14 protein-coding genes, 2 rRNA genes and 1 pseudogene (1 of these 17 cut by a window edge) are annotated in these 21302 nt (G+C 40.3%); 1 reads left to right on the top strand and 16 read right to left on the bottom strand.

What is annotated here, in order from left to right; translation table 11 throughout:
- The 15 genes and pseudogenes from IGI80_RS04685 to pth form a co-directional block, all read right to left on the bottom strand.
- Nucleotides 1-547: ribosomal RNA gene (locus tag IGI80_RS04685) — 23S ribosomal RNA — on the bottom strand (it extends 2366 nt beyond the left edge of the window).
- A gap of 226 nt (nucleotides 548-773) precedes the next feature.
- A 16S ribosomal RNA gene (locus IGI80_RS04680) occupies nucleotides 774-2334 on the bottom strand.
- The 16S and 23S rRNA genes sit together here, the layout of an rRNA operon.
- Nucleotides 2335-2987: 653 nt before the next feature.
- A complete protein-coding gene (gene lysS, locus IGI80_RS04675) occupies nucleotides 2988-4484 on the bottom strand; it encodes a lysine--tRNA ligase (RefSeq protein ID WP_002359372.1) in 1497 nt (498 codons plus the stop codon).
- A gap of 93 nt (nucleotides 4485-4577) precedes the next feature.
- Complete coding sequence (dusB, locus tag IGI80_RS04670) at nucleotides 4578-5576, bottom strand: tRNA dihydrouridine synthase DusB (RefSeq protein ID WP_002356263.1); 999 nt, start codon at nucleotides 5574-5576, stop codon at nucleotides 4578-4580.
- Between the two features lie 11 nt (nucleotides 5577-5587).
- Nucleotides 5588-6484 carry an Hsp33 family molecular chaperone HslO gene (hslO, locus tag IGI80_RS04665; RefSeq protein ID WP_002359370.1) on the bottom strand — a complete coding sequence of 299 codons (897 nt, stop codon included), beginning with the start codon at nucleotides 6482-6484 and terminating at the stop codon, nucleotides 5588-5590.
- Between the two features lie 161 nt (nucleotides 6485-6645).
- On the bottom strand, nucleotides 6646-8802 hold the full coding sequence (gene ftsH, locus IGI80_RS04660) for an ATP-dependent zinc metalloprotease FtsH (protein ID WP_002363441.1): 2157 nt from the start codon (nucleotides 8800-8802) through the stop codon (nucleotides 6646-6648).
- A 93-nt stretch (nucleotides 8803-8895) separates the two neighbouring features.
- Nucleotides 8896-9441: a hypoxanthine phosphoribosyltransferase gene (gene hpt, locus IGI80_RS04655; protein WP_002356260.1), complete on the bottom strand. Its 546-nt coding sequence runs from the start codon at nucleotides 9439-9441 to the stop codon at nucleotides 8896-8898.
- Between the two features lie 18 nt (nucleotides 9442-9459).
- The gene (gene tilS, locus IGI80_RS04650; RefSeq protein WP_137207759.1) at nucleotides 9460-10848 is read right to left on the bottom strand and encodes a tRNA lysidine(34) synthetase TilS; all 1389 of its coding nucleotides are present in this window, start codon (nucleotides 10846-10848) and stop codon (nucleotides 9460-9462) included.
- An 85-nt stretch (nucleotides 10849-10933) separates the two neighbouring features.
- Nucleotides 10934-11413 carry a S1 domain-containing RNA-binding protein gene (locus tag IGI80_RS04645; protein ID WP_002356258.1) on the bottom strand — a complete coding sequence of 160 codons (480 nt, stop codon included), beginning with the start codon at nucleotides 11411-11413 and terminating at the stop codon, nucleotides 10934-10936.
- A 44-nt stretch (nucleotides 11414-11457) separates the two neighbouring features.
- Nucleotides 11458-11937: an FtsB family cell division protein gene (locus tag IGI80_RS04640; protein ID WP_002356257.1), complete on the bottom strand. Its 480-nt coding sequence runs from the start codon at nucleotides 11935-11937 to the stop codon at nucleotides 11458-11460.
- 47 nt (nucleotides 11938-11984) lie between these two features.
- Nucleotides 11985-12152: a hypothetical protein gene (locus IGI80_RS04635; protein ID WP_002356256.1), complete on the bottom strand. Its 168-nt coding sequence runs from the start codon at nucleotides 12150-12152 to the stop codon at nucleotides 11985-11987.
- A gap of 39 nt (nucleotides 12153-12191) precedes the next feature.
- Nucleotides 12192-12455 (bottom strand): RNA-binding S4 domain-containing protein, encoded by a 264-nt coding sequence (locus tag IGI80_RS04630; protein ID WP_002356255.1) that lies wholly within the window; start codon nucleotides 12453-12455, stop codon nucleotides 12192-12194.
- Between the two features lie 14 nt (nucleotides 12456-12469).
- Nucleotides 12470-14059 carry a putative polysaccharide biosynthesis protein gene (locus tag IGI80_RS04625; RefSeq protein WP_002361558.1) on the bottom strand — a complete coding sequence of 530 codons (1590 nt, stop codon included), beginning with the start codon at nucleotides 14057-14059 and terminating at the stop codon, nucleotides 12470-12472.
- Between the two features lie 15 nt (nucleotides 14060-14074).
- Nucleotides 14075-17542 (bottom strand): annotated as a pseudogene (gene mfd, locus IGI80_RS04620) (transcription-repair coupling factor); the annotation flags it as partial.
- A 91-nt stretch (nucleotides 17543-17633) separates the two neighbouring features.
- Nucleotides 17634-18200 (bottom strand): aminoacyl-tRNA hydrolase, encoded by a 567-nt coding sequence (gene pth / locus IGI80_RS04615; RefSeq protein WP_438722737.1) that lies wholly within the window; start codon nucleotides 18198-18200, stop codon nucleotides 17634-17636.
- 335 nt (nucleotides 18201-18535) lie between these two features.
- Between pth and IGI80_RS04610 the strand changes: the two genes are divergently transcribed.
- Entirely contained in the window at nucleotides 18536-19519 is a 984-nt protein-coding gene (locus tag IGI80_RS04610) for an L-lactate dehydrogenase (RefSeq protein WP_002356251.1), read from the top strand.
- Between the two features lie 225 nt (nucleotides 19520-19744).
- Here IGI80_RS04610 and IGI80_RS04605 read toward each other — a convergent pair whose 3' ends face one another.
- Nucleotides 19745-21235, bottom strand: a complete 1491-nt coding sequence (locus IGI80_RS04605; protein ID WP_010820610.1) for an aldehyde dehydrogenase family protein — start codon at nucleotides 21233-21235, stop codon at nucleotides 19745-19747.
- Nucleotides 21236-21302 lie beyond the last annotated feature (67 nt).

Raw genomic sequence — 21302 nt, 5'->3', positions numbered from 1 at the left:
GATCTATTTCACTCCCCTTCCGGGGTGCTTTTCACCTTTCCCTCACGGTACTGGTTCACTATCGGTCACTAGGGAGTATTTAGCCTTGCGGGATGGTCCCCGCGGATTCCGACGGAATTTCTCGTGTTCCGCCGTACTCAGGATCCTCCTAGGTGTTGTCAGCATTTCGTCTACGGGGCTTTCACCCTCTTTAGCGGAATTTTCCAAATCCTTCAACTATACTAACAGACTACCATATTGGAGTCCTACAACCCCAACAAGCAAGCTTGTTGGTTTGGGCTCTTCCCGTTTCGCTCGCCGCTACTCAGGGAATCGAATTTTCTTTCTCTTCCTGCAGGTACTAAGATGTTTCAGTTCTCTGCGTCTACCTCTAATCAGCTATGTATTCACTGAAAAGTAATATCCTATAAAAGATATTGGGTTCCCCCATTCGGAAATCTCTGGATCATAGCTTACTTACAGCTCCCCAAAGCATATCGGTGTTAGTCCCGTCCTTCATCGGCTCCTAGTGCCAAGGCATCCACCGTGCGCCCTTATTCACTTAACCTTATCAACCTTACGGTTGGGTCTTGATCACTTCTTCTAGCGATAGAAGGTTAATCAATAAATAAGCAATTGAACTTATTAAAAAACTCATTCAACGCGGTGTTCTCGGTTTGTTTTGATTCTTTTTACTTCAATATCCAGTTTTCAATGAACGAATGTTTTGAGAGTAGACCTCTCAAAACTGAACAAAGTAAAGACGAAATGTGTATTTCCGTAATATTCCTTAGAAAGGAGGTGATCCAGCCGCACCTTCCGATACGGCTACCTTGTTACGACTTCACCCCAATCATCTATCCCACCTTAGGCGGCTGGCTCCAAAAAGGTTACCTCACCGACTTCGGGTGTTACAAACTCTCGTGGTGTGACGGGCGGTGTGTACAAGGCCCGGGAACGTATTCACCGCGGCGTGCTGATCCGCGATTACTAGCGATTCCGGCTTCATGCAGGCGAGTTGCAGCCTGCAATCCGAACTGAGAGAAGCTTTAAGAGATTTGCATGACCTCGCGGTCTAGCGACTCGTTGTACTTCCCATTGTAGCACGTGTGTAGCCCAGGTCATAAGGGGCATGATGATTTGACGTCATCCCCACCTTCCTCCGGTTTGTCACCGGCAGTCTCGCTAGAGTGCCCAACTAAATGATGGCAACTAACAATAAGGGTTGCGCTCGTTGCGGGACTTAACCCAACATCTCACGACACGAGCTGACGACAACCATGCACCACCTGTCACTTTGTCCCCGAAGGGAAAGCTCTATCTCTAGAGTGGTCAAAGGATGTCAAGACCTGGTAAGGTTCTTCGCGTTGCTTCGAATTAAACCACATGCTCCACCGCTTGTGCGGGCCCCCGTCAATTCCTTTGAGTTTCAACCTTGCGGTCGTACTCCCCAGGCGGAGTGCTTAATGCGTTTGCTGCAGCACTGAAGGGCGGAAACCCTCCAACACTTAGCACTCATCGTTTACGGCGTGGACTACCAGGGTATCTAATCCTGTTTGCTCCCCACGCTTTCGAGCCTCAGCGTCAGTTACAGACCAGAGAGCCGCCTTCGCCACTGGTGTTCCTCCATATATCTACGCATTTCACCGCTACACATGGAATTCCACTCTCCTCTTCTGCACTCAAGTCTCCCAGTTTCCAATGACCCTCCCCGGTTGAGCCGGGGGCTTTCACATCAGACTTAAGAAACCGCCTGCGCTCGCTTTACGCCCAATAAATCCGGACAACGCTTGCCACCTACGTATTACCGCGGCTGCTGGCACGTAGTTAGCCGTGGCTTTCTGGTTAGATACCGTCAGGGGACGTTCAGTTACTAACGTCCTTGTTCTTCTCTAACAACAGAGTTTTACGATCCGAAAACCTTCTTCACTCACGCGGCGTTGCTCGGTCAGACTTTCGTCCATTGCCGAAGATTCCCTACTGCTGCCTCCCGTAGGAGTCTGGGCCGTGTCTCAGTCCCAGTGTGGCCGATCACCCTCTCAGGTCGGCTATGCATCGTGGCCTTGGTGAGCCGTTACCTCACCAACTAGCTAATGCACCGCGGGTCCATCCATCAGCGACACCCGAAAGCGCCTTTCACTCTTATGCCATGCGGCATAAACTGTTATGCGGTATTAGCACCTGTTTCCAAGTGTTATCCCCCTCTGATGGGTAGGTTACCCACGTGTTACTCACCCGTCCGCCACTCCTCTTTCCAATTGAGTGCAAGCACTCGGGAGGAAAGAAGCGTTCGACTTGCATGTATTAGGCACGCCGCCAGCGTTCGTCCTGAGCCAGGATCAAACTCTCATAATAAAAGTTAGAACAACCTTGCGATTGTTAAGCTCAATTTGTTTGCTAGCATATTGCTTGCTTGTTAAAAATGTTTGTTGTCTTGAATTGAATCAAGACGCCCTACACATTTGGTTCGTCTATTCTTTGTTCAGTTTTCAAAGGTCTACGTTACCTCGCAGCAACTTTTATATCATAACAAACTTTCGTTTGAATGTCAAGAACTTTTTTAAAAAAGTTTTTTTAAGTTGTTTTGCTCGGTTGTTGTCGTCTGTTGTGACAACTTCTATATCTTATCATCTCGTTTGTTATTTGTCAACAACTTTTTTGTTGTTTTTTCAAACTTTTTTCGAGAGATTTGAAATCAAGAATTGTTATTTAATTATTGACTTCTGAATCGCTCAGCTGTGTGACTCGCCTTGCGACATGTAATAATATACCAAGATTTCAAGCATTGGTCAATCATTATTTTCACTTTTTTTAAACTTTTTTTCAATACCGATTATTCTTTCTTATCCGATTAGATAAAGTTCGTTTTTTTATCAGATTACCCATTCTTTTTATTACCCATCTTCGATTTTTTTAGAAAAAAAGAATTGGTTTCAATTGTTTTTCTATTCTTTTTTTATTTAATTTTTTGCGAATACAAAAAAAAGATGCCCTTAAGGCATCTTTTTTTATCTCATTGTTGGGAATAGCAAGACATCACGAATTGATTGTGCATCGGTTAATAACATAACTAGTCGATCAATCCCAATACCTAATCCTCCGGTTGGTGGCAAGCCATATTCTAAGGCTTCGATGAAATCTTCATCTACTCCGTGTGCTTCATCATTTCCTTGTTCCCGTTCTTTTTCTTGTTCTTCAAAACGTTCACGTTGGTCAATTGGATCATTTAATTCTGTAAATGCATTAGCAAACTCTTTTCCGATAATAAATAGTTCAAAGCGGTCAGTGAAACGACCATCTTCTGGATTTTTCTTCGCTAATGGTGAAACAGCGACTGGGTGACCATAAATAAATGTTGGTTGTTGCAACGTATCTTCTACAAATGTTTCGAAAAATTCATTAATGATATGACCGACTGTCATGGCATCTGTAATTTCAACATTATGTTCTTTAGCCAACGCACGGGCTTCTTCTATCGTCATCTCTTGCCAAAAATCTACGCCCGTTTGTTCTTTGACCGCATCTACCATGTGTAGACGTTTGAAAGGACTTCCTAAGTCAACCGCTTGACCATCGTACGTGATATCAGTAGTTCCTAAGACTTTTTCCGCAGCATTACGAATAATTCCCTCTGTTAAATCCATCACATCTTGATAATCAGTATAAGCGGTATAAGCTTCTAGCATTGTAAATTCTGGGTTATGAGTGGTATCGATTCCTTCATTACGGAAGACACGACCAATTTCATATACTTTTTCCATGCCACCGACAATTAAACGTTTTAAATGTAACTCTAGGGCAATGCGTAAGTATAAGTCCATATCTAATGCATTATGGTGTGTGATAAATGGACGAGCAGCAGCTCCTCCTGCTTCGTTATGCAAGACAGGCGTTTCTACTTCGACATAGCCATTGCCATCTAGATAACGACGGATTTCGCTAATAATTTGACTGCGTTTCATGAAACGATCAAAGCTTTCTTTGTTACTGATTAAATCCAAATAGCGTTGACGATAACGTTGTTCCACATTCGTTAATCCATGGTATTTATCTGGCAATGGACGCAAAGCTTTAGTTAATAACGTAATTGTTTGAGCTTTAACAGTAACTTCCCCCGTATTGGTTTTCATTACTTGACCTGTCACACCAAAGAAGTCGCCTAAGTCAGCATGTTTAAATAGTTCATAGGCTTCGTCTCCAACTTGGTCCTTCCGAACATAAATTTGAATTTGGCCTTCACGGTCTTGCAAATGGGCGAAACCAGCTTTTCCTTTACCACGTTTTGTCATCATACGTCCAGCAACGCTGACTTCTGTATTCATTTCACTAAGTTCTTCTTTTGTATGATTATCATATTGTTCATGAAGTTCTGCTGAATTATGAGTGCGATCGAAACGTTTACCGAAAGGATCAATCCCTTCTTCACGTAAAGCTTCCATTTTTTCGCGGCGCACGAGCATTTGATCATTTAAATCCTCTAAATGCGCTTGTTGTTCTTCTGCCACTGTTGTTCCTCCATTCTTGATTTTAACCTATCCTAATAATGCCACAGTAATTCGAAAAAAAGCAAGCCGAATTTTACTTTCGGCTTGAATTTTTTATTCTTCTATAGTAGTTACAGCAACTTTGGAAATCTTCTCTACAAAGGCATCAAGTAAATCGACAACTGCTTGTTGTGTTTCAACTTGGTTAATCGCAACTTTGACTTTGGCTGCTCGCGAGATTCCTTTTAGATAGTAAGAAGCATGTTGGCGAAACTCACGGACCGCAATTTTTTCGCCTTTTAAATCCACTAATCGTTGTAAATGAACTTTTGCAATATTGATTTTTTCAGCTGGTGAAGGCTCAGGCATCAATTCGCCCGTTTCCAAGTATTCTTTCGTCCGTTGAATCATCCAAGGATTGCCCAAAGCAGCTCGACCAATCATCACACCATCCGCTCCAACATATTCTAACATGCGTTTAGCATCTTCAGGCGTTTTGACATCGCCATTTCCCATAAAAGGAATGGTTAAATGCTTTTTCACTTCCTTTAAAACGTCCCAGTTGGCTGTCCCTTCGTACATTTGGACACGTGTCCGACCATGCATAGCAATTGCCGAAGCGCCTGCTTGTTCGGCAGCCAAAGCGTTGTCTACAGCATATAGATGATCTTCATCCCAGCCTGTTCGCATTTTTACAGTGACAGGCAAAGAAACTGCCGAAGAGACTGCGTGAACCATCTCATGCACTTTATTCGGATCCAGCAACCATTTCGCACCAGCTTCAGCTTTAATTATTTTATTGACAGGGCAACCCATGTTAATATCAATAATCGCCGCTTGCGTATTTTCTTCCACAAACTTAGCAGCTTCCACTAATGTTTCTTTATCTCCACCAAAAATTTGTACACTTAAAGGATATTCTCGCTCATCAATATATAGCATTTCTAAGGTTTTTTTGTTTCTTAATTTAATTCCTTTGTCACTAATCATTTCACAAACGACTAATCCTGCGCCAAATTCTTTTACAGTCACACGAAAAGCGGCGTTACTAATACCCGCCATCGGAGCTACGACAACACGGTTGGGGATTTCAACGTCTCCAATTTTCCACATAGTCTTTCCTCCTACTTTTGTTTCGTATTGCGAATCGCTTCATCGCGAAGTTCAATTAATTCTTCTTCACTATAGTGATATTTATTGTTACAGAATTGACAAACTGCTTCTGCTCCATGATCTTCATCAATCATCGCATTTAATTCATCGATCCCAACAGCAATCAAAGCGGTCGCAAATTTTTCTTTGGAACAGTCACATTTAAATTGTACAGGCATTTTTTCTAAAATTTCTACTTCGTCTTCTCCCAATAAGCGATACAAGACTTGTTCAGGTGTTTCTCCATTTTCTAGTAATTGTGAAATCGGTGGCACTTCCGCTAGACGCTGTTCAATAAAATCAATGGTACTTTCATCGGCACCTGGCATTACTTGAATCATAAAACCACCGGCTGCTTTCACAGATTCATCCGTGTCCACCAATACACCTAAACCGATAGCTGAAGGAACTTGTTCAGAGACCGCCATAAAATATGTAAAGTCTTCACCGATTTCACCAGAAACAATAGGTGTTTGTCCAGAAAAGGTTTCTTTTAATCCTAAATCTTTAATGACTGTGAAAATTCCTTCGTTACCGACAGCACCACGTACATCAATTTTACCTGTTGCATTCAACTTTAAGCTGACATGTGGATTTTTAATGTAGCCTTTTGTTTCTCCACGGCCATTACTATCAACAATTATAGCGCCAGCTGGGCCATTTCCTTGTACTTTTACAGTTAATTTATCGTCACCTTTTAAAGTCGCTCCTAGTAAAAGGGCTCCAATCAATGTGCGTCCTAACGCTGCGGTAGAAGAACTCCATGTATCATGTCTTCTTTGCGCTTCACTAACAGTTTCAGTGGCACTGATGGCATATGCTCGTATTGAACCTTTATAACAAAGGGCTTTTACTAAATAATCTTCCATTCTTTTTCCTCTTCTCTTGGTGCTTTTTTGTCCATTAGTCAGATAATACTAGGAATCAGGTGTTTTTTCAACCAAATAATCTTCCTTCTATAGAATATCTTAATATTATAGAAGGTGCAGTATTCGTCAACTCGACAAATACTGCACCTTCTACTAATTGGTTATTTATAACGATCTTCGTAGTTATTGCGATCATATTCAGAATTGGAATCTGAATCTTTTTTCTCTTCAGATTGGACTTCTTTTTCTGTTTGTTCGCTTTCTACTTTGACTTCTTCTGCTTCATCATGTAATTCTTTTTTCGCTTCTTCAAAGTCTTGCTTTTCTTCAACTTGTTTTTGCGCTTCTTTTTCTTCTAAAGCACGTTTTGCTTCTTCGAATGTTTGCGCTTCTTTTTCACTAGGATAGTCGCTGTCAGCACCTTCAGGCATTTTACCTGTTTCAAATAATGATTTGATTGCTTTTGCATCTAATGTTTCATATTCTAATAGTTTTTCAGCGATTAGTTTATGTTGTTCACGGTGCGCTTCGATAATTTCATGCGCTTTCGTATGAGCATCCATTAAGATACGACGAACTTCCTGATCGATTTCAAACGCCACTTGTTCTGAGTAAGCTTTTGTTTGACCATAATCACGACCGACAAAGACTTGATGGTTTCCTTCATATTGAACAGGTCCTAATTTGTCGCTCATTCCATATTCAGTTACCATGCTACGGGCAATCCCTGTTGCTTGTTCAAAGTCATTTGAAGCCCCTGTTGATTGAACGCCAAAGATAATTTCTTCTGCTGTACGTCCACCAAGTAAGCCAACGATTTGTTCAAACATATCTTCTTTAGTCATTAAGAATTGATCTTCTTTTGGTAAAGCAATCATATAACCGCCTGCGCGACCACGAGGGATAATTGTTACTTTATGGACAACACGGGCACGGCTTAAGACTAAACCAACGATTGTGTGTCCCGCTTCATGGTAAGCCACCATTTCGCGTTCTTTTTTATTAATCACGCGATCTTTTTTAGCTGGACCAGCAATTACGCGGTCTTCAGCTTCATCCACATCAGAAGCATCAATTTTTTTCTTGTTACGACGAGCGGCAACTAAGGCTGCTTCGTTTAAGACATTTTCTAAATCAGCACCAGCAAAACCTGGTGTTTGTTGTGCAACAACTTTCAAATCAACGTCATCAGCTAACGGTTTGTTTTTCGCATGAACACGTAAAATCGCTTCACGACCTTTGACATCTGGACGTCCTACCAAGATTTGGCGGTCAAAACGACCTGGACGTAACAACGCTGGGTCTAACACGTCTGAACGGTTCGTTGCAGCAATTACGATAACTCCTTCATTGCCATCAAAACCATCCATCTCAACTAATAATTGGTTAAGGGTTTGTTCACGTTCGTCGTGTCCGCCACCCATACCAGCACCACGTTGACGACCAACTGCATCGATTTCATCGATAAAGATAATTGCAGGCGCGTTTTTCTTCGCTGTTTCAAATAAATCCCGGACACGGCTAGCACCGACCCCGACAAACATTTCAACGAAATCTGAACCTGAGATTGAGTAAAATGGCACACCTGCTTCACCTGCTACAGCTTTAGCAAGTAACGTTTTACCAGTCCCTGGAGGTCCCTCTAATAGTACGCCCGCAGGAATCCGTGCGCCTAATTCAGCGAAACGACGTGGATCTTTTAAGAATTCCACTACTTCAACTAATTCTTGTTTTTCTTCTTCCGCACCAGCTACATCTGAGAAGCGGACACGGTTAGCTTTTTTATCGGCTTCTTTGGCTTTTGATTTACCGAAGTTCATCACACGGCCACCGCCGCCACCGCCACCGCCTTGTTGGCTCATCATCATGTAGAAGAAGAAGAAAATAATCACTAATGGTAAGAAACTAAACAACAGTGACAACCAAGCACCACTTGTTGATTGTTCTTTGACAACTAGCTTCACCTTGTTATTTTGTGCCGCATCTTGAATGCCAGCTAAGGTTGTATCACTAGGTAAAACGGTTGTTGTGAAGCCTTTTGACGACGCTTGCGTTGAGCCCCACAATGACAGACCACCTGTGTCTTTCACTTCTTGTTTTTCTTTATACTGACCTTCAATCCGGTAAACCCCATTGGTTGGTTGAATGGTCATGTCTTTGACTTTTCCGTCTTCCAATTGTTGTTGGAAGGTTGAGTAATCGATGTCTGGCGATTGTTGGTTGTTATTTCCAAAAATGAAATAGACAACCATGACCATGGCAAGTACTACTAAGACGTAGTATAAACCATTTTTCATGCCATTATTCTTTTTGTTCATGCCTGTCCTCCTTATGCTCATCATTACAATTCATGTTATTCTTTTATCAATCCTGACCTTTACATTGTAACACAATTAATTCCTTGATAGATATTAATTTGATTCGTAAACTTCAGGTTTTAAAACGCCAATATAAGGCAAGTTGCGGTACGTTTCTGCATAGTCTAATCCGTAACCGACCACAAACTCATTGGGCACATCAAACCCTACGTAGTCAGCTTTAATGTCTACTACACGGCCTTCTGGTTTATCTAATAAGGTAACAATTTTCACAGATGCAGCTTTACGGTATCTAAACAAATCTACTAAATACGCTAATGTACGACCACTATCGATGATATCTTCTACGATTAAAATATGTCTACCTTCGACATTTGTGTCTAAGTCTTTGACAATTTTTACTTCGCCTGAAGAAACTGTCGCGTTGCCGTAGCTAGATACATCCATAAAGTCCAATTCTAAATAAGTATTGATTTCACGAGTCAAATCAGCCATAAATGGTACTGCACCTTTTAAAATACCGACCACTAAAGGATTTTTCCCTTGATATTCTTCTGTCAGTTGCTTGCCAAGCTCTGCAGACTTCGCAAGAATTTCTTCTTTGGAGATTAGGACTTTCTCAATATCTTTTTCTATCATAGTGCGCTCCTTTCAGCATTACTCCTTTGTCTTAAAAAGGAGTCTGTAGTGTATTTTATCAGTTTCTAAAGGAATACTCAAATAGGAATTTGCAAATTTTGGTACCCAAATGATTTCCTCTTGCTCATCCGTAATGACCCAAGCACTCTCTCTCGCTTCATTTGGCACTTTTTGATCAATAAAAACTCTGCTTAATTTTTTCGTAAACCCTGGTTTTAATGTAATCCGATCACCACTTTGGCGATGACGAACGGTCAAAGGTGTGGCTGTGGTCAACGGGATTGCCAACAACTGGCCCGCCCATTGATTAATCTCTTCAGGAAGAGGAAACGGTTTGTCTGTCGCAATTAATCCTAGCCACTCGGTTTCCGATAAATAAATCCCCGCGCCAGGTACTAATAAATGTGTAACTTCTTCTCGCAGTGCAACCTGTTTTTGTTCTAAGCACAGCCAATCGTAACTTTTAGCTAGTTGCCATTGCTGTTCTAACATAACCGAGCCTTGCGGTTGGCGTTCATCATTCAAAACTTTTAAAATTTGTGTCATCTGGCGTTGGTTTAACGAAACCCCTAACGGCACTAATGTTTTTTGGAAAAACGCGGTTAAAAAGAAGTGCTGGTACGCAGGCGTTTCTTTTAATAATCTCTTCAAAGGAATGCGCCATCCTTGTTTGGTCGGTTCTAAGGCTTCAGATAATTGAGGCTCAATTTGTTCTTGAATAAATTCTTGGGCAAAACGTTGTTCATTACTAAAAGAAGCAATCTGATCTAAGAATTGCGGATTTTCCTGCTTTAATAGCGGCAAAACCTGATTACGGAGTCGATTTCTCAAATATTCATTGGTTTGGTTCGTTTCATCCTCAAAATAAACGAATGCTTGGCGCTGTGCAAATTGATACAATTCTTCTTTTGGATAAATGAGTAACGGACGAATCAATTCCCCTGTCGCAAAAGGACGTCTCTCTTTAATGCCCGCGGAATGGGAAAAATTAGTTCCTCGAATCAGCTTCATTAAAATCGTTTCCGCTTGATCGTCTAGATGATGTGCCGTCATTAAGACCGCCGCACCTTCAATTTCCATGACTTCTTTAAAAAATTCATAACGAAATGTGCGCGCTTTTGCTTCTAAATTTCGTTGCTTTTCAGGGTCTTCCCAACGTGTTTCATAATACGTTAGCTCTCGCTGCTGACAATAGGTAGCGAGATATTGCGCTTCCTGTGCCGACGCTTCTCGCAATTGATGATTGACATGTGCAACAACCAATTGTAATTGTTCTTTTTCTGCCACCTGTTCCATTAACGTCAAAAGGGCCATGGAGTCTACACCACCAGAAACGGCGACCACGATTGTTTGATGCGGTTGCCAAAATCCTTGTTCTTTTCCTCGTTTATAAAACTGCCAAAACATTGTTCGCCCTTCTTTCTTCCTTAGAATAAAAGAGGAACCGAGAAATAACCCATTCGTTATCCCCAGTCCCCCTATTTGTTTGTGCTTAGCCGCGACGTCCGCCACGTCCGCCACGTTTGCCTTCAGTATTACGTTTTAATGAAGATAAACGGTCATCACTATCTTTCAAGAAAGAGCTCATCAATGAGTCAAAATCTTGTTTATTGTTATTGTTATTTGCTTGTGGTTTATTGAAAGGCTTTTTGCCCCCTGCGCGTGGATTACGGTCACGATTCTCATAATTGTTTTCACGACGTTGAAATTCACGTTTTGGTTGTTGCCCTTCTGCTGGCTCTTGCGCTTTACGGATCGATAAGCCAATTTTGCCGTCGTCACCAACTGAGGTTACTTTCACTGTTACTTCGTCACCTACTGTTAATACATCATGAATATCTTTAACGAATCCATTAGACACTTCACTGATGTGTACTAACCCAGTTTTTCCTTCTCCTAAATCAATAAATGCACCAAAGTTAGTAATCCCTGACACTTTTCCTGGCAATTTAGCTCCTACTTCGATTGACATAAAAAAATTGTTCCTCCTATTTTTTCCCTAATTATAATTGCAGTTTATTCAGCTGAAGACTTAGTTGTTTCAGTTGAAGACTGTGATTGACTATTTTTTTCTGAACTGCTCTTGCTTTCTTCCGCTCCAGAAGTCTGTGTTTTTTTCATTTGTTCTGGTGTGGGATAAATCTGTTCGCCTTCTTTTGAGAGAAGGAAACGGCTACGTGCTAATTTTGCCACATAATCATCATCTTTTAACAAAGCAACGTCTTTTTTTAGATCCTTGACCTTCTTATCAACTGCTACGGATTCAGCAATTGCATCTGCTCGTTCTTGTTTGAAAGCACCTAAGCGATGATAATCTTTCATCAATTGGATGCCAGAAAAGGCAAAAATAATGAAGGCCACGAGAAAAATCGCTGCCAAGCGTCTGCGTCTAAAAATCAATTGTTTCTGTTGTTTTTGGAATTCGACATACTGTTCTTTCGTGTAGTCATTTTCCAATGCCGCAACTTTCTTCGAGTTTTTTTCATTCTTTCCCATCGTCTCGCTCCACTCGCTTTGGATTGTCCGTTTTATTATACCAACATCTAAGAACCTTGTCTAATGTTAATTTCAGAGAAGTTAAAGAAAATCAAGCTTTTTTCTAAAATATTCTTTGCTTTTGAAATAACAGCGGTTGATTTATTAATTTTTTTCAAAAGCGGCGCGTCTGTTTCATTAAAACGCTGAAAGGATGAAGCGCTTGGAATATTCATCTTTTCAATGAACTTGCCAAGCGCTCCATCCTCACCTGTTTATTCTTCAGAGACACGTGTTTCTGATTTTATTTCATACATTTTTGTGGCATCTTCTTTTTTCGTAGAGTCATTCAGTTGCAGGACTTCTACTTCTAAAATTCTGTTCCCAAATTGAATTTTGACAAGGTCACCAATCTTCACAGTACTAGAAGATTTGGCTAAGACTCCGTTGATTTGAATCCGGCCTTTATCAGCGACTTCTTTGGCAACTGTTCTTCTTTTAATAATGCGAGAAACTTTTAAAAATTTATCTAACCGCATCACATTCACCTCTTTTATTTTTTTTGTCTCATCCGTAAAATTTTTGCGCCATACGGTAAACTTAACCATTCACGTATCGTAAATAATTCTAACTTAATGATGGTGCTAATAAAAACTGTACCACCCACTGCAACACCTAAAACTGTAACGAAAAACGCTTGACTTCGGTGATGCACACCTTGGAACAAGATGGAGATAATTCCTTGATAGACCAGTAATGACAGCATCATGATTGCTAAACTAAGCAACAGTTTTTTCAAAAAGTTTCGTTCTCGAACAAAACAATTAATCGCTGCATCCGATTGTCGGACTAAAACGAATAGCGTCGCTAGTAACCCAAGAATAGTAGACCAACTAGCACCTAATGTTCCCCAACGAATGGTGAAAAAGCCCGTTGTCAGTAACTTCACTAATAAGCCCACACCAGCTGCCACTAAAGGACCTTTAAAACGATTGCGACTTTGTTCAATACTTTGGTAGGCCTGAATAATGGCCATAAAAGCGATGGATAAAACATACACCCCTAAAACATCGTTGCCTTTATAATCTTTAAAAAGCGTAAAGTTCATGTACGGCAATAACATCATTAGACCAATCGAAGCCGCCGATGCCAAGGTTGTGGTAAGGCGCAAAAAGATTTTTGCAACTTGTAAAAATTGTTGACGGTCTTTTTTCATAAAATATTTTGTCAAACCTGGTAAAAAGGTCGAGCTTAAAGCTAAAGCAATTACCAATCCTAATTGAACTAGTGGTTGTCCTCTATCATAGACCCCTTTGTCCACTTTCGCAGCTAAATCAGAGAGCCCGAAAAGCATGAGAGCATTTTTTACTTTAAAGGAATCAATTAATTGAAATAGAATCAGAAAAGCACTATATAAAGAGACCAACCCACCCTCAATCATTAAACGTTTAAATAGTCCTGTGGTTTGAGGCATAATCTTCCATTGATGCAAGTATTCCGTACTTCCACTAAGAATTTTTCGATTGTAGTACCATAAGACAAGTACCGCTAAGATACCGCCAGCCAACGCACCACTCATGGCCACCGTCCCCGTTTGGTAAATGGAGCCACCAAAGTAATGATAGGACAACGCAGCTACTAGAATAACCCCGACACGCACAAACTGTTCCATCACCTGTGAAATACCACTAGGCACCATCAACAAATGACCTTGAAAATTCCCACGATAGAAAGAAAGAATTGGAACGAGTAAAAAGGTAAAGGAAACAACTTCCATTAATGGTTGGAGTGCAGCATCCCCCATACTAATAGCAATTTCTTGACTACCAAAGAAAAAGAAGGCCCAACAAGCAATCGCTAACCATAACACATAGGGATATAGTTGGCGCAACACTTGTTTTTGACTCCGAATATCTGGTTGTTCAGCAACAATTTTGGAAATAAATTGCGGTAAGCCTGACAATGCTAATGTCATCGCAATCCCATAGATTGGATAAACTTGCTGATACACGTAAAATCCTTCATCCCCTACAAAGTTCTGAAAAGGAACGCGATAAAACGCACTCAACACTTTTGCAATGAAGGAAGCAATGGTTAACACAACGGCACCTTGCATCATTCGTTGCATTTCTTTTTGCGCCATCTTCTAGGCCTCCTTTTAAAGGGAATCCGTTTCTTGCGAATGTTTGTATTTTTCTTGTCGCAATGCGGTTGTAAAAGTAGCAATTTCTTGAATCCAAACAGCTTCTTTACAATCTTTCGGCAACTTCAAGGAAATAGTCATTTGTTCTTTCTCAACTGCTAAATCCGCTTTTAAGCTGGTTGCCGATAACGCTTCAAACAACTGCTCCACAGAGTAAGTTTTTGTGCCAATTTTACTTAACACAAACTTGACTTTTTGATCGCGTTTACGAATACTTTCTAACAAGGCACGGTCGCCATCCATTTTGATACGGCCAGTGGTTAATAAATGCGCCACTTCGTCAGGATACTCTCCAAAGCGGTCTAACAAGTCCGCTTCTAATTCTTCGTACATATCCATATTTTCTAATTGACGAATCCGTTTATAAATTTCAATTTTTTGTCGTTCGTCTGTAATGTACGTTCCTGGAATATAAGCATCAATGCCCAAATCAATTTCAACAGACGTTTTTTGGTCTTGGATATTTTTTCCTTGTTTACGAGCAACTGCCTCAGATAACATCTGCGAGTACATATCAAACCCAACCGAATCAATGAAGCCGTGTTGTTGGGCACCAAGAAGGTTCCCGGCCCCTCGAATGGAAAGGTCACGCATCGCAATTTTGAACCCAGAACCTAATTCCGTAAAGTCTTTAATTGCTTCTAAACGTTTCTCACTAACTTCGTTTAGGATTTTTTGCTGTTCGTACATAAAATAAGCATAGGCCACTCGATTGCTACGCCCCACACGACCACGTAATTGATACAACGTAGATAAGCCCATGTAGTCCGCATTTTCTACAAACAAGGTATTAGCATTAGGAATATCTACTCCTGTTTCAATAATTGTTGTAGTGACTAATATATCATATTGTCCTTCAATAAAATCAAACAAAGTATTCTCCAGTTGTACTTCTGTCATTTGACCATGTGCATACGCAATTCGTGCATCTGGAACTAGTGCTTGTAACTCTTCAACTTTTCGTTCAATCGTATCTACTCGATTGTATAAATAAAAGACTTGGCCATCTCGGGCCATTTCTCGCTCAATCGCTTCCCGAATCGCCCCAGGATTATTTTCCATGACATACGTTTGGATCGGATAACGATTCTCTGGGGGGGTTTCGATGACAGATAAATCACGGACACCTAACATCGACATATGAAGGGTCCTTGGGATTGGCGTTGCTGTTAACGTCAAGACATCCACTTGTGAACGCAATTGTTTTAGTCGTTCTTTATGTTTCACTCCAAACCGTTGTTCCTCATCAATAATCAACAAGCCTAAATCACTAAAATTAATATCTTGCGACAATAAACGATGGGTACCAATCACAATATCTACTTGGCCATGTTTAATTTTTTCAATTGTTTCATTTTGCTGTTTTTTCGTGCGGAAACGACTTAATAAACCAATTTCTACAGGAAAGCCCTCAAACCGCTCTTGAATCGTTTCGTAATGTTGTTGCGCTAAAATAGTTGTTGGCACTAAAAAAGCGACCTGTTTATTGTTGCTAACAGCTTTGAAAGCCGCTCGTAAAGCCACTTCTGTTTTACCAAACCCTACATCGCCAACTAACAAACGATCCATTGGTCGAGATTTTTCCATGTCGTGTTTAATTTCGGCGGCACTACGTAATTGATCATCTGTTTCAGAATACGGAAAAGCCTCTTCAAATTCTTTTTGATACGCATCATCTGGCGGAAAAGCATAGCCTTTTTCCGATTCTCTTGTCGCATAAAGTAAGATTAAATCATCCGCGATATCTTCAATTTTCGAAGCAACTTTTCGTTTAGTTTTCGTCCACTCACTGCCGCCTAGCTTGTTAATTTTCGGCGTTTTAGACTCGGAAGCAACGAACTTTTGAATCAAGTTCAATTGTGTTACTGGAATAAATAACTTGTCATCATTTTGGTACAAGATAGTCATGTAATCTTGATGAACCCCATCAACTTCTAAGGTTTCCATACCAATATATTTACCAATCCCGTGATTCGCATGAACGACATAATCGCCCGTTTTTAAGTCGCTATAACTTTTCAAACGTTCCGCATTAGAGATTGTTTGACGACGTGCCCGTTTTTTGGTCGTTGTATGAAAAATTTCTTTTTCCGTAATTGCCACGAGCTTGTTTTTAGGCAATTCAAACCCTGTTTGTAATGCCCCTTGGACAATTTGGACATGCCCATCTAACAACTGATCCCAATTGCTTACTACGCTAGGTATGTCAAAGTCCTGAAATAGCTCTTCGACTTTTTGAATCCGTTCTTTCGTAGGAACAAAAACAACAACCGTTTGGTTTTGCTTTTGCCAACGGTCCACTTCCGCTTTTAGCAACGGCATTTGACCGAAGAATTGTTGCATTGAACGATATTGGAAATTATGGACTTCTTGGAAACGAAGATTCCCCATTCCTTTTTGAAAAAGTGAAAAGAAGGTCGTATTTCGTGCAGTTTTTCGCAATTGATCATGAAAGTCTACGCCAAAAGTTTGTTCAGAAAACACGCGCATTTCTTCAATTTTCAGGGTTTGCCATTCCGCTTCCTCTCTAGCGATTTCTCGCTCCGTTTCCATCATACGAGAATAATCATCCACAAAAAGCAAACTATTTTCTGGTAAATAATCTAACAGCGTAGTTTTTTGTTGGTACAGAAAATCTGTATAATAGTGAGCATTTTCTGTAGGAATCCCTTGTTCCCAAGAAGACAGCAACTGACCAAAATATTCTTCTAAAAAATCGGTCTCCGTTTGATCTTTAGCTGTCGCTAAACGTTTTTCTAGAGCATCTTGTAACCTCGTCATGCCATAATTCATATCTGCCTTTGAGAATACTAAATCAGTCATTGGTGAAATCGTTACTTCTTCAAGATTTTCTAATGAGCGTTGAGTATCCGCTTCAAAATAACGGATTGAGTCAATTTCAACATCAAACAGTTCCACCCGAACAGGGTATTCGGCATTTAGCGGATAGACATCAACAATGCTTCCGCGAATACTAAATTCGCCAGGCTTTCCGACCATCGATTGGCGTTCATAGCCCATTAACACTAAGCGTTGCGCGAGGATTTCAGGTTCTACTTCCGTCCCGATTTCCCAATAAAGTTGCGCATTTTGCCACGTTTCTTTCGTTGGCAAATACTTTCGTAGTCCAGCTACTGGTACGACCACGATTCCTGCATTCGCTGTCATCAGGAAATTTAACGCACTCACTCGATCTGCGCGCGCTTCTGGTGAAGAAAAGGCCATTTCGGCGGATAACACTTCATCTACTGGAAATAGATGAACTTGTTCTGAAGGTAAAATATTTAAAAAATCATCTACTAATTGATTGGCATAGTATAGGTTTGGGACCGCAATAACAATTTTTTGATGCGTCTTTTGTAAAGCGCCTGCCATCAGTAATGTTTTAGCAGAGCCTGATAACCCAGTAATTAGTTGGCGCGTTCCTGTTGTCATTAGTTGACTGCGCCATGATTTAGCAATTTCTGTTTGGCTAATTCGTTCGATAATATTCAAACAAGGGCCCTCCTTTCTGCTATTTTCCATTAAATTGATTCATTGTTTCAACAAACGTATGTCCTTCACATGCATATAAAGCGGCATCGGCTGCTTTTTTTACAGCAAGTAACATCTCTTCGTGTGTTTCTTTGGGAAAAGTACTTAGTACATGGTGGATAACTGTATCATTTTTTGAGGGCCGACCAATGCCAATTTTAATTCTAGGAAAGACATTTGTTCCTAAATGGGCAATCAGACTTTTTATCCCATTGTGGCCGCCAGCACTACCTTTTTGCCGTAAACGAATTTTACCGACCTCTAAGTCTAAGTCATCATAAATAACAATCAAGTCTTCCTCATCTACCCCAAAGTAGGTCAACAACGTACCAACAGAGCGACCTGATTCATTCATAAATGTTAATGGTTTCACTAACAATACTTTCTCAGTCCCTATAAAAAACTCTGCAATATCTGCTTCAAAATTACTATTATTAAACGAAACATTTTGCCGATACGCAATTTCATCTAGCGTAATAAAGCCAATGTTGTGTTTTGTTTCTTTGTATTTACTACCGGGATTTCCCAGTCCTACGATTACTTTCATCTTTCATTCTCCTTGGATTATAAGCTTGCCAACACAAAATGGCTGGGAAGCGTATGCGCTACCCAGTTTTATTCATTATACCATAGAAATAAAAAAACTCGCAGTCTTTGAAGATTAAGAAAGATGTAAAAAAATTTTTTAGAAATTTAAATATGCGCAAGATAGTGAAATTACGCACATGTAAGAGCTACCATTTTGAAACAGGTCTGAAAACTGTATCATTTTTACAATCAAAGTTCGTGACATTTTTTACAAACCATGTTACTATCACTTTAGCAACAGGAAATAAAAACTCGTTGCTCACGAAAAAGAATGTAGAGGAAGGAATGGTACACATGACTGCAGCCGCAGGGAATAAAGATCACCAAAAAGTAATTTTAGTCGGGGACGGTGCCGTAGGTTCTAGCTATGCCTTTGCTTTAGTAACTCAGAATATTGCTCAAGAAGTTGGGATTATTGATATTAATGTACCAAAAACTGAAGGAGACGCGTTGGACTTATCTCACGCATTAGCATTTACTTCTCCTAAAAAAATCTATGCTGCTACTTATGACGATTGCCATGATGCAGACTTAGTTGTCTTAACAGCTGGTGCGCCTCAAAAACCAGGCGAAACTCGTTTAGACTTAGTTCATAAAAACTTGAAAATTAATAAAGAAATCGTTACAACAATTGTTGATTCTGGTTTCAACGGTATCTTCTTAGTTGCCGCAAACCCAGTCGACATTTTGACTTATTCAACTTGGAAATTCTCTGGCTTCCCGAAAGAACGAGTAATCGGTTCAGGAACTTCACTAGATTCTGCTCGTTTCCGTCAAGCAATTGCCGAATTAGTTGATGTTGATGCACGAAATGTCCATGCCTACATCTTAGGGGAACACGGAGATACAGAATTCCCAGTTTGGTCACATGCGAATGTCGCTGGCTTACAAATTTACGAATGGGTGAAAAATAATCCTGACGTCGATGAAGAAGCAATGGTTAATTTATTCTTCAACGTACGCGACGCTGCTTACACAATCATCGAGAAAAAAGGAGCTACTTTCTATGGAATCGCGGTTGCACTAGCGCGTATCACTAAAGCTATCCTAAACGATGAAAACTCTGTGTTACCATTATCTGTTTATTTAGAAGGTGAATATGGTCAAAACGATATTTATATCGGTGCACCAGCGATCATCAACCGCCAAGGCGTTAAACAAGTCATTGAAATTCCATTAACAGATGCTGAACAAGAAAAAATGGAAGCTTCTGCTTCTGCATTAAAAGAAGTTATTGAAACAGCTTTTGCTAAATTTGAAGCAGAAGAAGCAAAATAACTCCTTCTATAATAGTCGAAAATTAAAAACAACCAAGAGTGACCACTATTGTTACTCCGCTTTAAAGCCTGGTACAAAAATCCAAAGTGATTTTTGCACCAGGCTTTACTTTTAATCTGTTTTACTTTACTCATCACTCAACTTTTTCAAAAAATTATTGTTTTGTTTAGCTCGAAAATAACAATAGCCACAAATAAGTTTGTTATCTAAAATTCACTACACTATTTAATACAGTCCATCTGCTTCTTCTTTTGTCACAATGTAAATATTTTTCATTTGCGTATAAGCATCTAGCATTGATTTATGCGTTTCTCGACCAATTCCTGATTTTTTATAACCACCAAATGGCGCGCCCGCAGGCAATTGATTGTATGTGTTGACCCACATCCGACCTGTCCGTACACCACGAGCAACCCGTAATGCCACATTGATATCTTGAGAAAAGACGGCACCACCTAGACCATATTCAGAATCATTAGCTAAACGAATGACTTCTTCTTCCGTTTCAAATTTAATCACTGTTGCAACAGGACCAAAGATTTCTTCTTGGGCCACACACATTGTATTCGTACCATTCGCTAATAACGTAGGTGCTAAAAACGCCCCCTTGTCTAGCCCATTTTCTGTTAAACGTTGCCCACCAGTAATCAGCGTAGCTCCTTCCTTCACACCAATTTCGACATATTTTAAAATTTCTTCCAATTGATGCTCATTGATCTGAGCGCCCATTTCAACATCTTTTTCCCACGGGAAACCAACGTTCACTTGTTCAAACTTTTCCTTTAAAGCTTCTACAAATTGATCATAAATACCTGACTGAACGAACACACGAGACCCAGCACAACAAACTTGCCCTTGATTGAATAAAATCCCTAACTGCACGCCTTCTAATGCACGTTCCCAATTGGCATCTTCAAAAATAATGTTGGCTGATTTTCCGCCAAGTTCTAAAGTGGCTGGAATTAGGCGGTCGGCTGCGGCTTTAGCGACAGTGTACCCTACCTCTGTTGAGCCTGTAAAAGCTAGCTTATCAAACCCTGGATGTGCCAACATATAATTTCCTGAATCAGAACCACGACCGGTGATTAAATTCACTACTCCTTTCGGCAAGACTTGATCAAAAATTTTAAACAATTCCAACAGACTTAATGATGTGCTCGAGGACGGATGAATCACAACCGTATTACCTGCTGCCAACGCTGGTGCTAATTTCCAAGCGCCCATTAATAAGGGGAAATTCCACGGAATAATTTGACCCACAACACCAATGGGTTCTTTCACAACAATGGATAACGTATCCTTATCAAAATCTTTGACAGATCCTTCTTCTCCACGAATCACACTAGCAAAATACCGAAAATGGTCTGCACTGGCAGGGACATCAATCGATTGCGTTTCCCGAAGCGGTTTTCCATTATCTAAAGTCTCCACCATAGCCAAATGTTCTTGATTTTCTTCAATCAAATCAGCAATTTTCAATAAAAGATTGCTTCTTGTTACAACATCAACATCTTTCCATGTCTGGAACGCTTCTTGGGCTGCTTCTACAGCTCGATCCACATCTGCATTTGTGGCATCAACAAATTCTGCTAATTTTTCACCATTACTAGGATTGTAACTAGCAATCATTTTGTTACCACTACCTGTTGTCCACTCTCCATTAATATACAATTGATAGCTACTGGCAACTACTTGATTTATTTCTTTTTTACTCATTTACCCACCTCTTTTTTTATTTTTGTATCCGCTTACAATTATAAGGCATTTTCCACCTAAAAGTAAA

Origin of the sequence: Enterococcus sp. DIV1420a, assembly GCF_051712165.1 — a bacterium.
In the GTDB taxonomy this organism is placed as follows: Bacteria; Bacillota; Bacilli; order Lactobacillales; family Enterococcaceae; genus Enterococcus; species Enterococcus faecalis.
Note: the sequence above shows the minus strand (reverse complement) of the source record. Positions and strands in the feature narration are given on the sequence as shown.

What these genes read in the sequence shown, in the direction of transcription:
- dusB (WP_002356263.1), bottom strand. Translation starts at nt 5,576, where the DNA reads ATGTGGAAAATTGGAGACGTTGAAATCCCCAACCGTGTTGTCGTAGCT.
- hslO (WP_002359370.1), bottom strand. Translation starts at nt 6,484, where the DNA reads ATGGAAGATTATTTAGTAAAAGCCCTTTGTTATAAAGGTTCAATACGA.
- ftsH (WP_002363441.1), bottom strand. Translation starts at nt 8,802, where the DNA reads ATGAACAAAAAGAATAATGGCATGAAAAATGGTTTATACTACGTCTTA.
- hpt (WP_002356260.1), bottom strand. Translation starts at nt 9,441, where the DNA reads ATGATAGAAAAAGATATTGAGAAAGTCCTAATCTCCAAAGAAGAAATT.
- tilS (WP_137207759.1), bottom strand. Translation starts at nt 10,848, where the DNA reads ATGTTTTGGCAGTTTTATAAACGAGGAAAAGAACAAGGATTTTGGCAA.
- IGI80_RS04645 (WP_002356258.1), bottom strand. Translation starts at nt 11,413, where the DNA reads ATGTCAATCGAAGTAGGAGCTAAATTGCCAGGAAAAGTGTCAGGGATT.
- IGI80_RS04640 (WP_002356257.1), bottom strand. Translation starts at nt 11,937, where the DNA reads ATGGGAAAGAATGAAAAAAACTCGAAGAAAGTTGCGGCATTGGAAAAT.
- IGI80_RS04635 (WP_002356256.1), bottom strand. Translation starts at nt 12,152, where the DNA reads ATGAATATTCCAAGCGCTTCATCCTTTCAGCGTTTTAATGAAACAGAC.
- IGI80_RS04630 (WP_002356255.1), bottom strand. Translation starts at nt 12,455, where the DNA reads ATGCGGTTAGATAAATTTTTAAAAGTTTCTCGCATTATTAAAAGAAGA.
- IGI80_RS04625 (WP_002361558.1), bottom strand. Translation starts at nt 14,059, where the DNA reads ATGGCGCAAAAAGAAATGCAACGAATGATGCAAGGTGCCGTTGTGTTA.
- pth (WP_438722737.1), bottom strand. Translation starts at nt 18,200, where the DNA reads ATGAAAGTAATCGTAGGACTGGGAAATCCCGGTAGTAAATACAAAGAA.
- IGI80_RS04610 (WP_002356251.1), top strand. Translation starts at nt 18,536, where the DNA reads ATGACTGCAGCCGCAGGGAATAAAGATCACCAAAAAGTAATTTTAGTC.
- IGI80_RS04605 (WP_010820610.1), bottom strand. Translation starts at nt 21,235, where the DNA reads ATGAGTAAAAAAGAAATAAATCAAGTAGTTGCCAGTAGCTATCAATTG.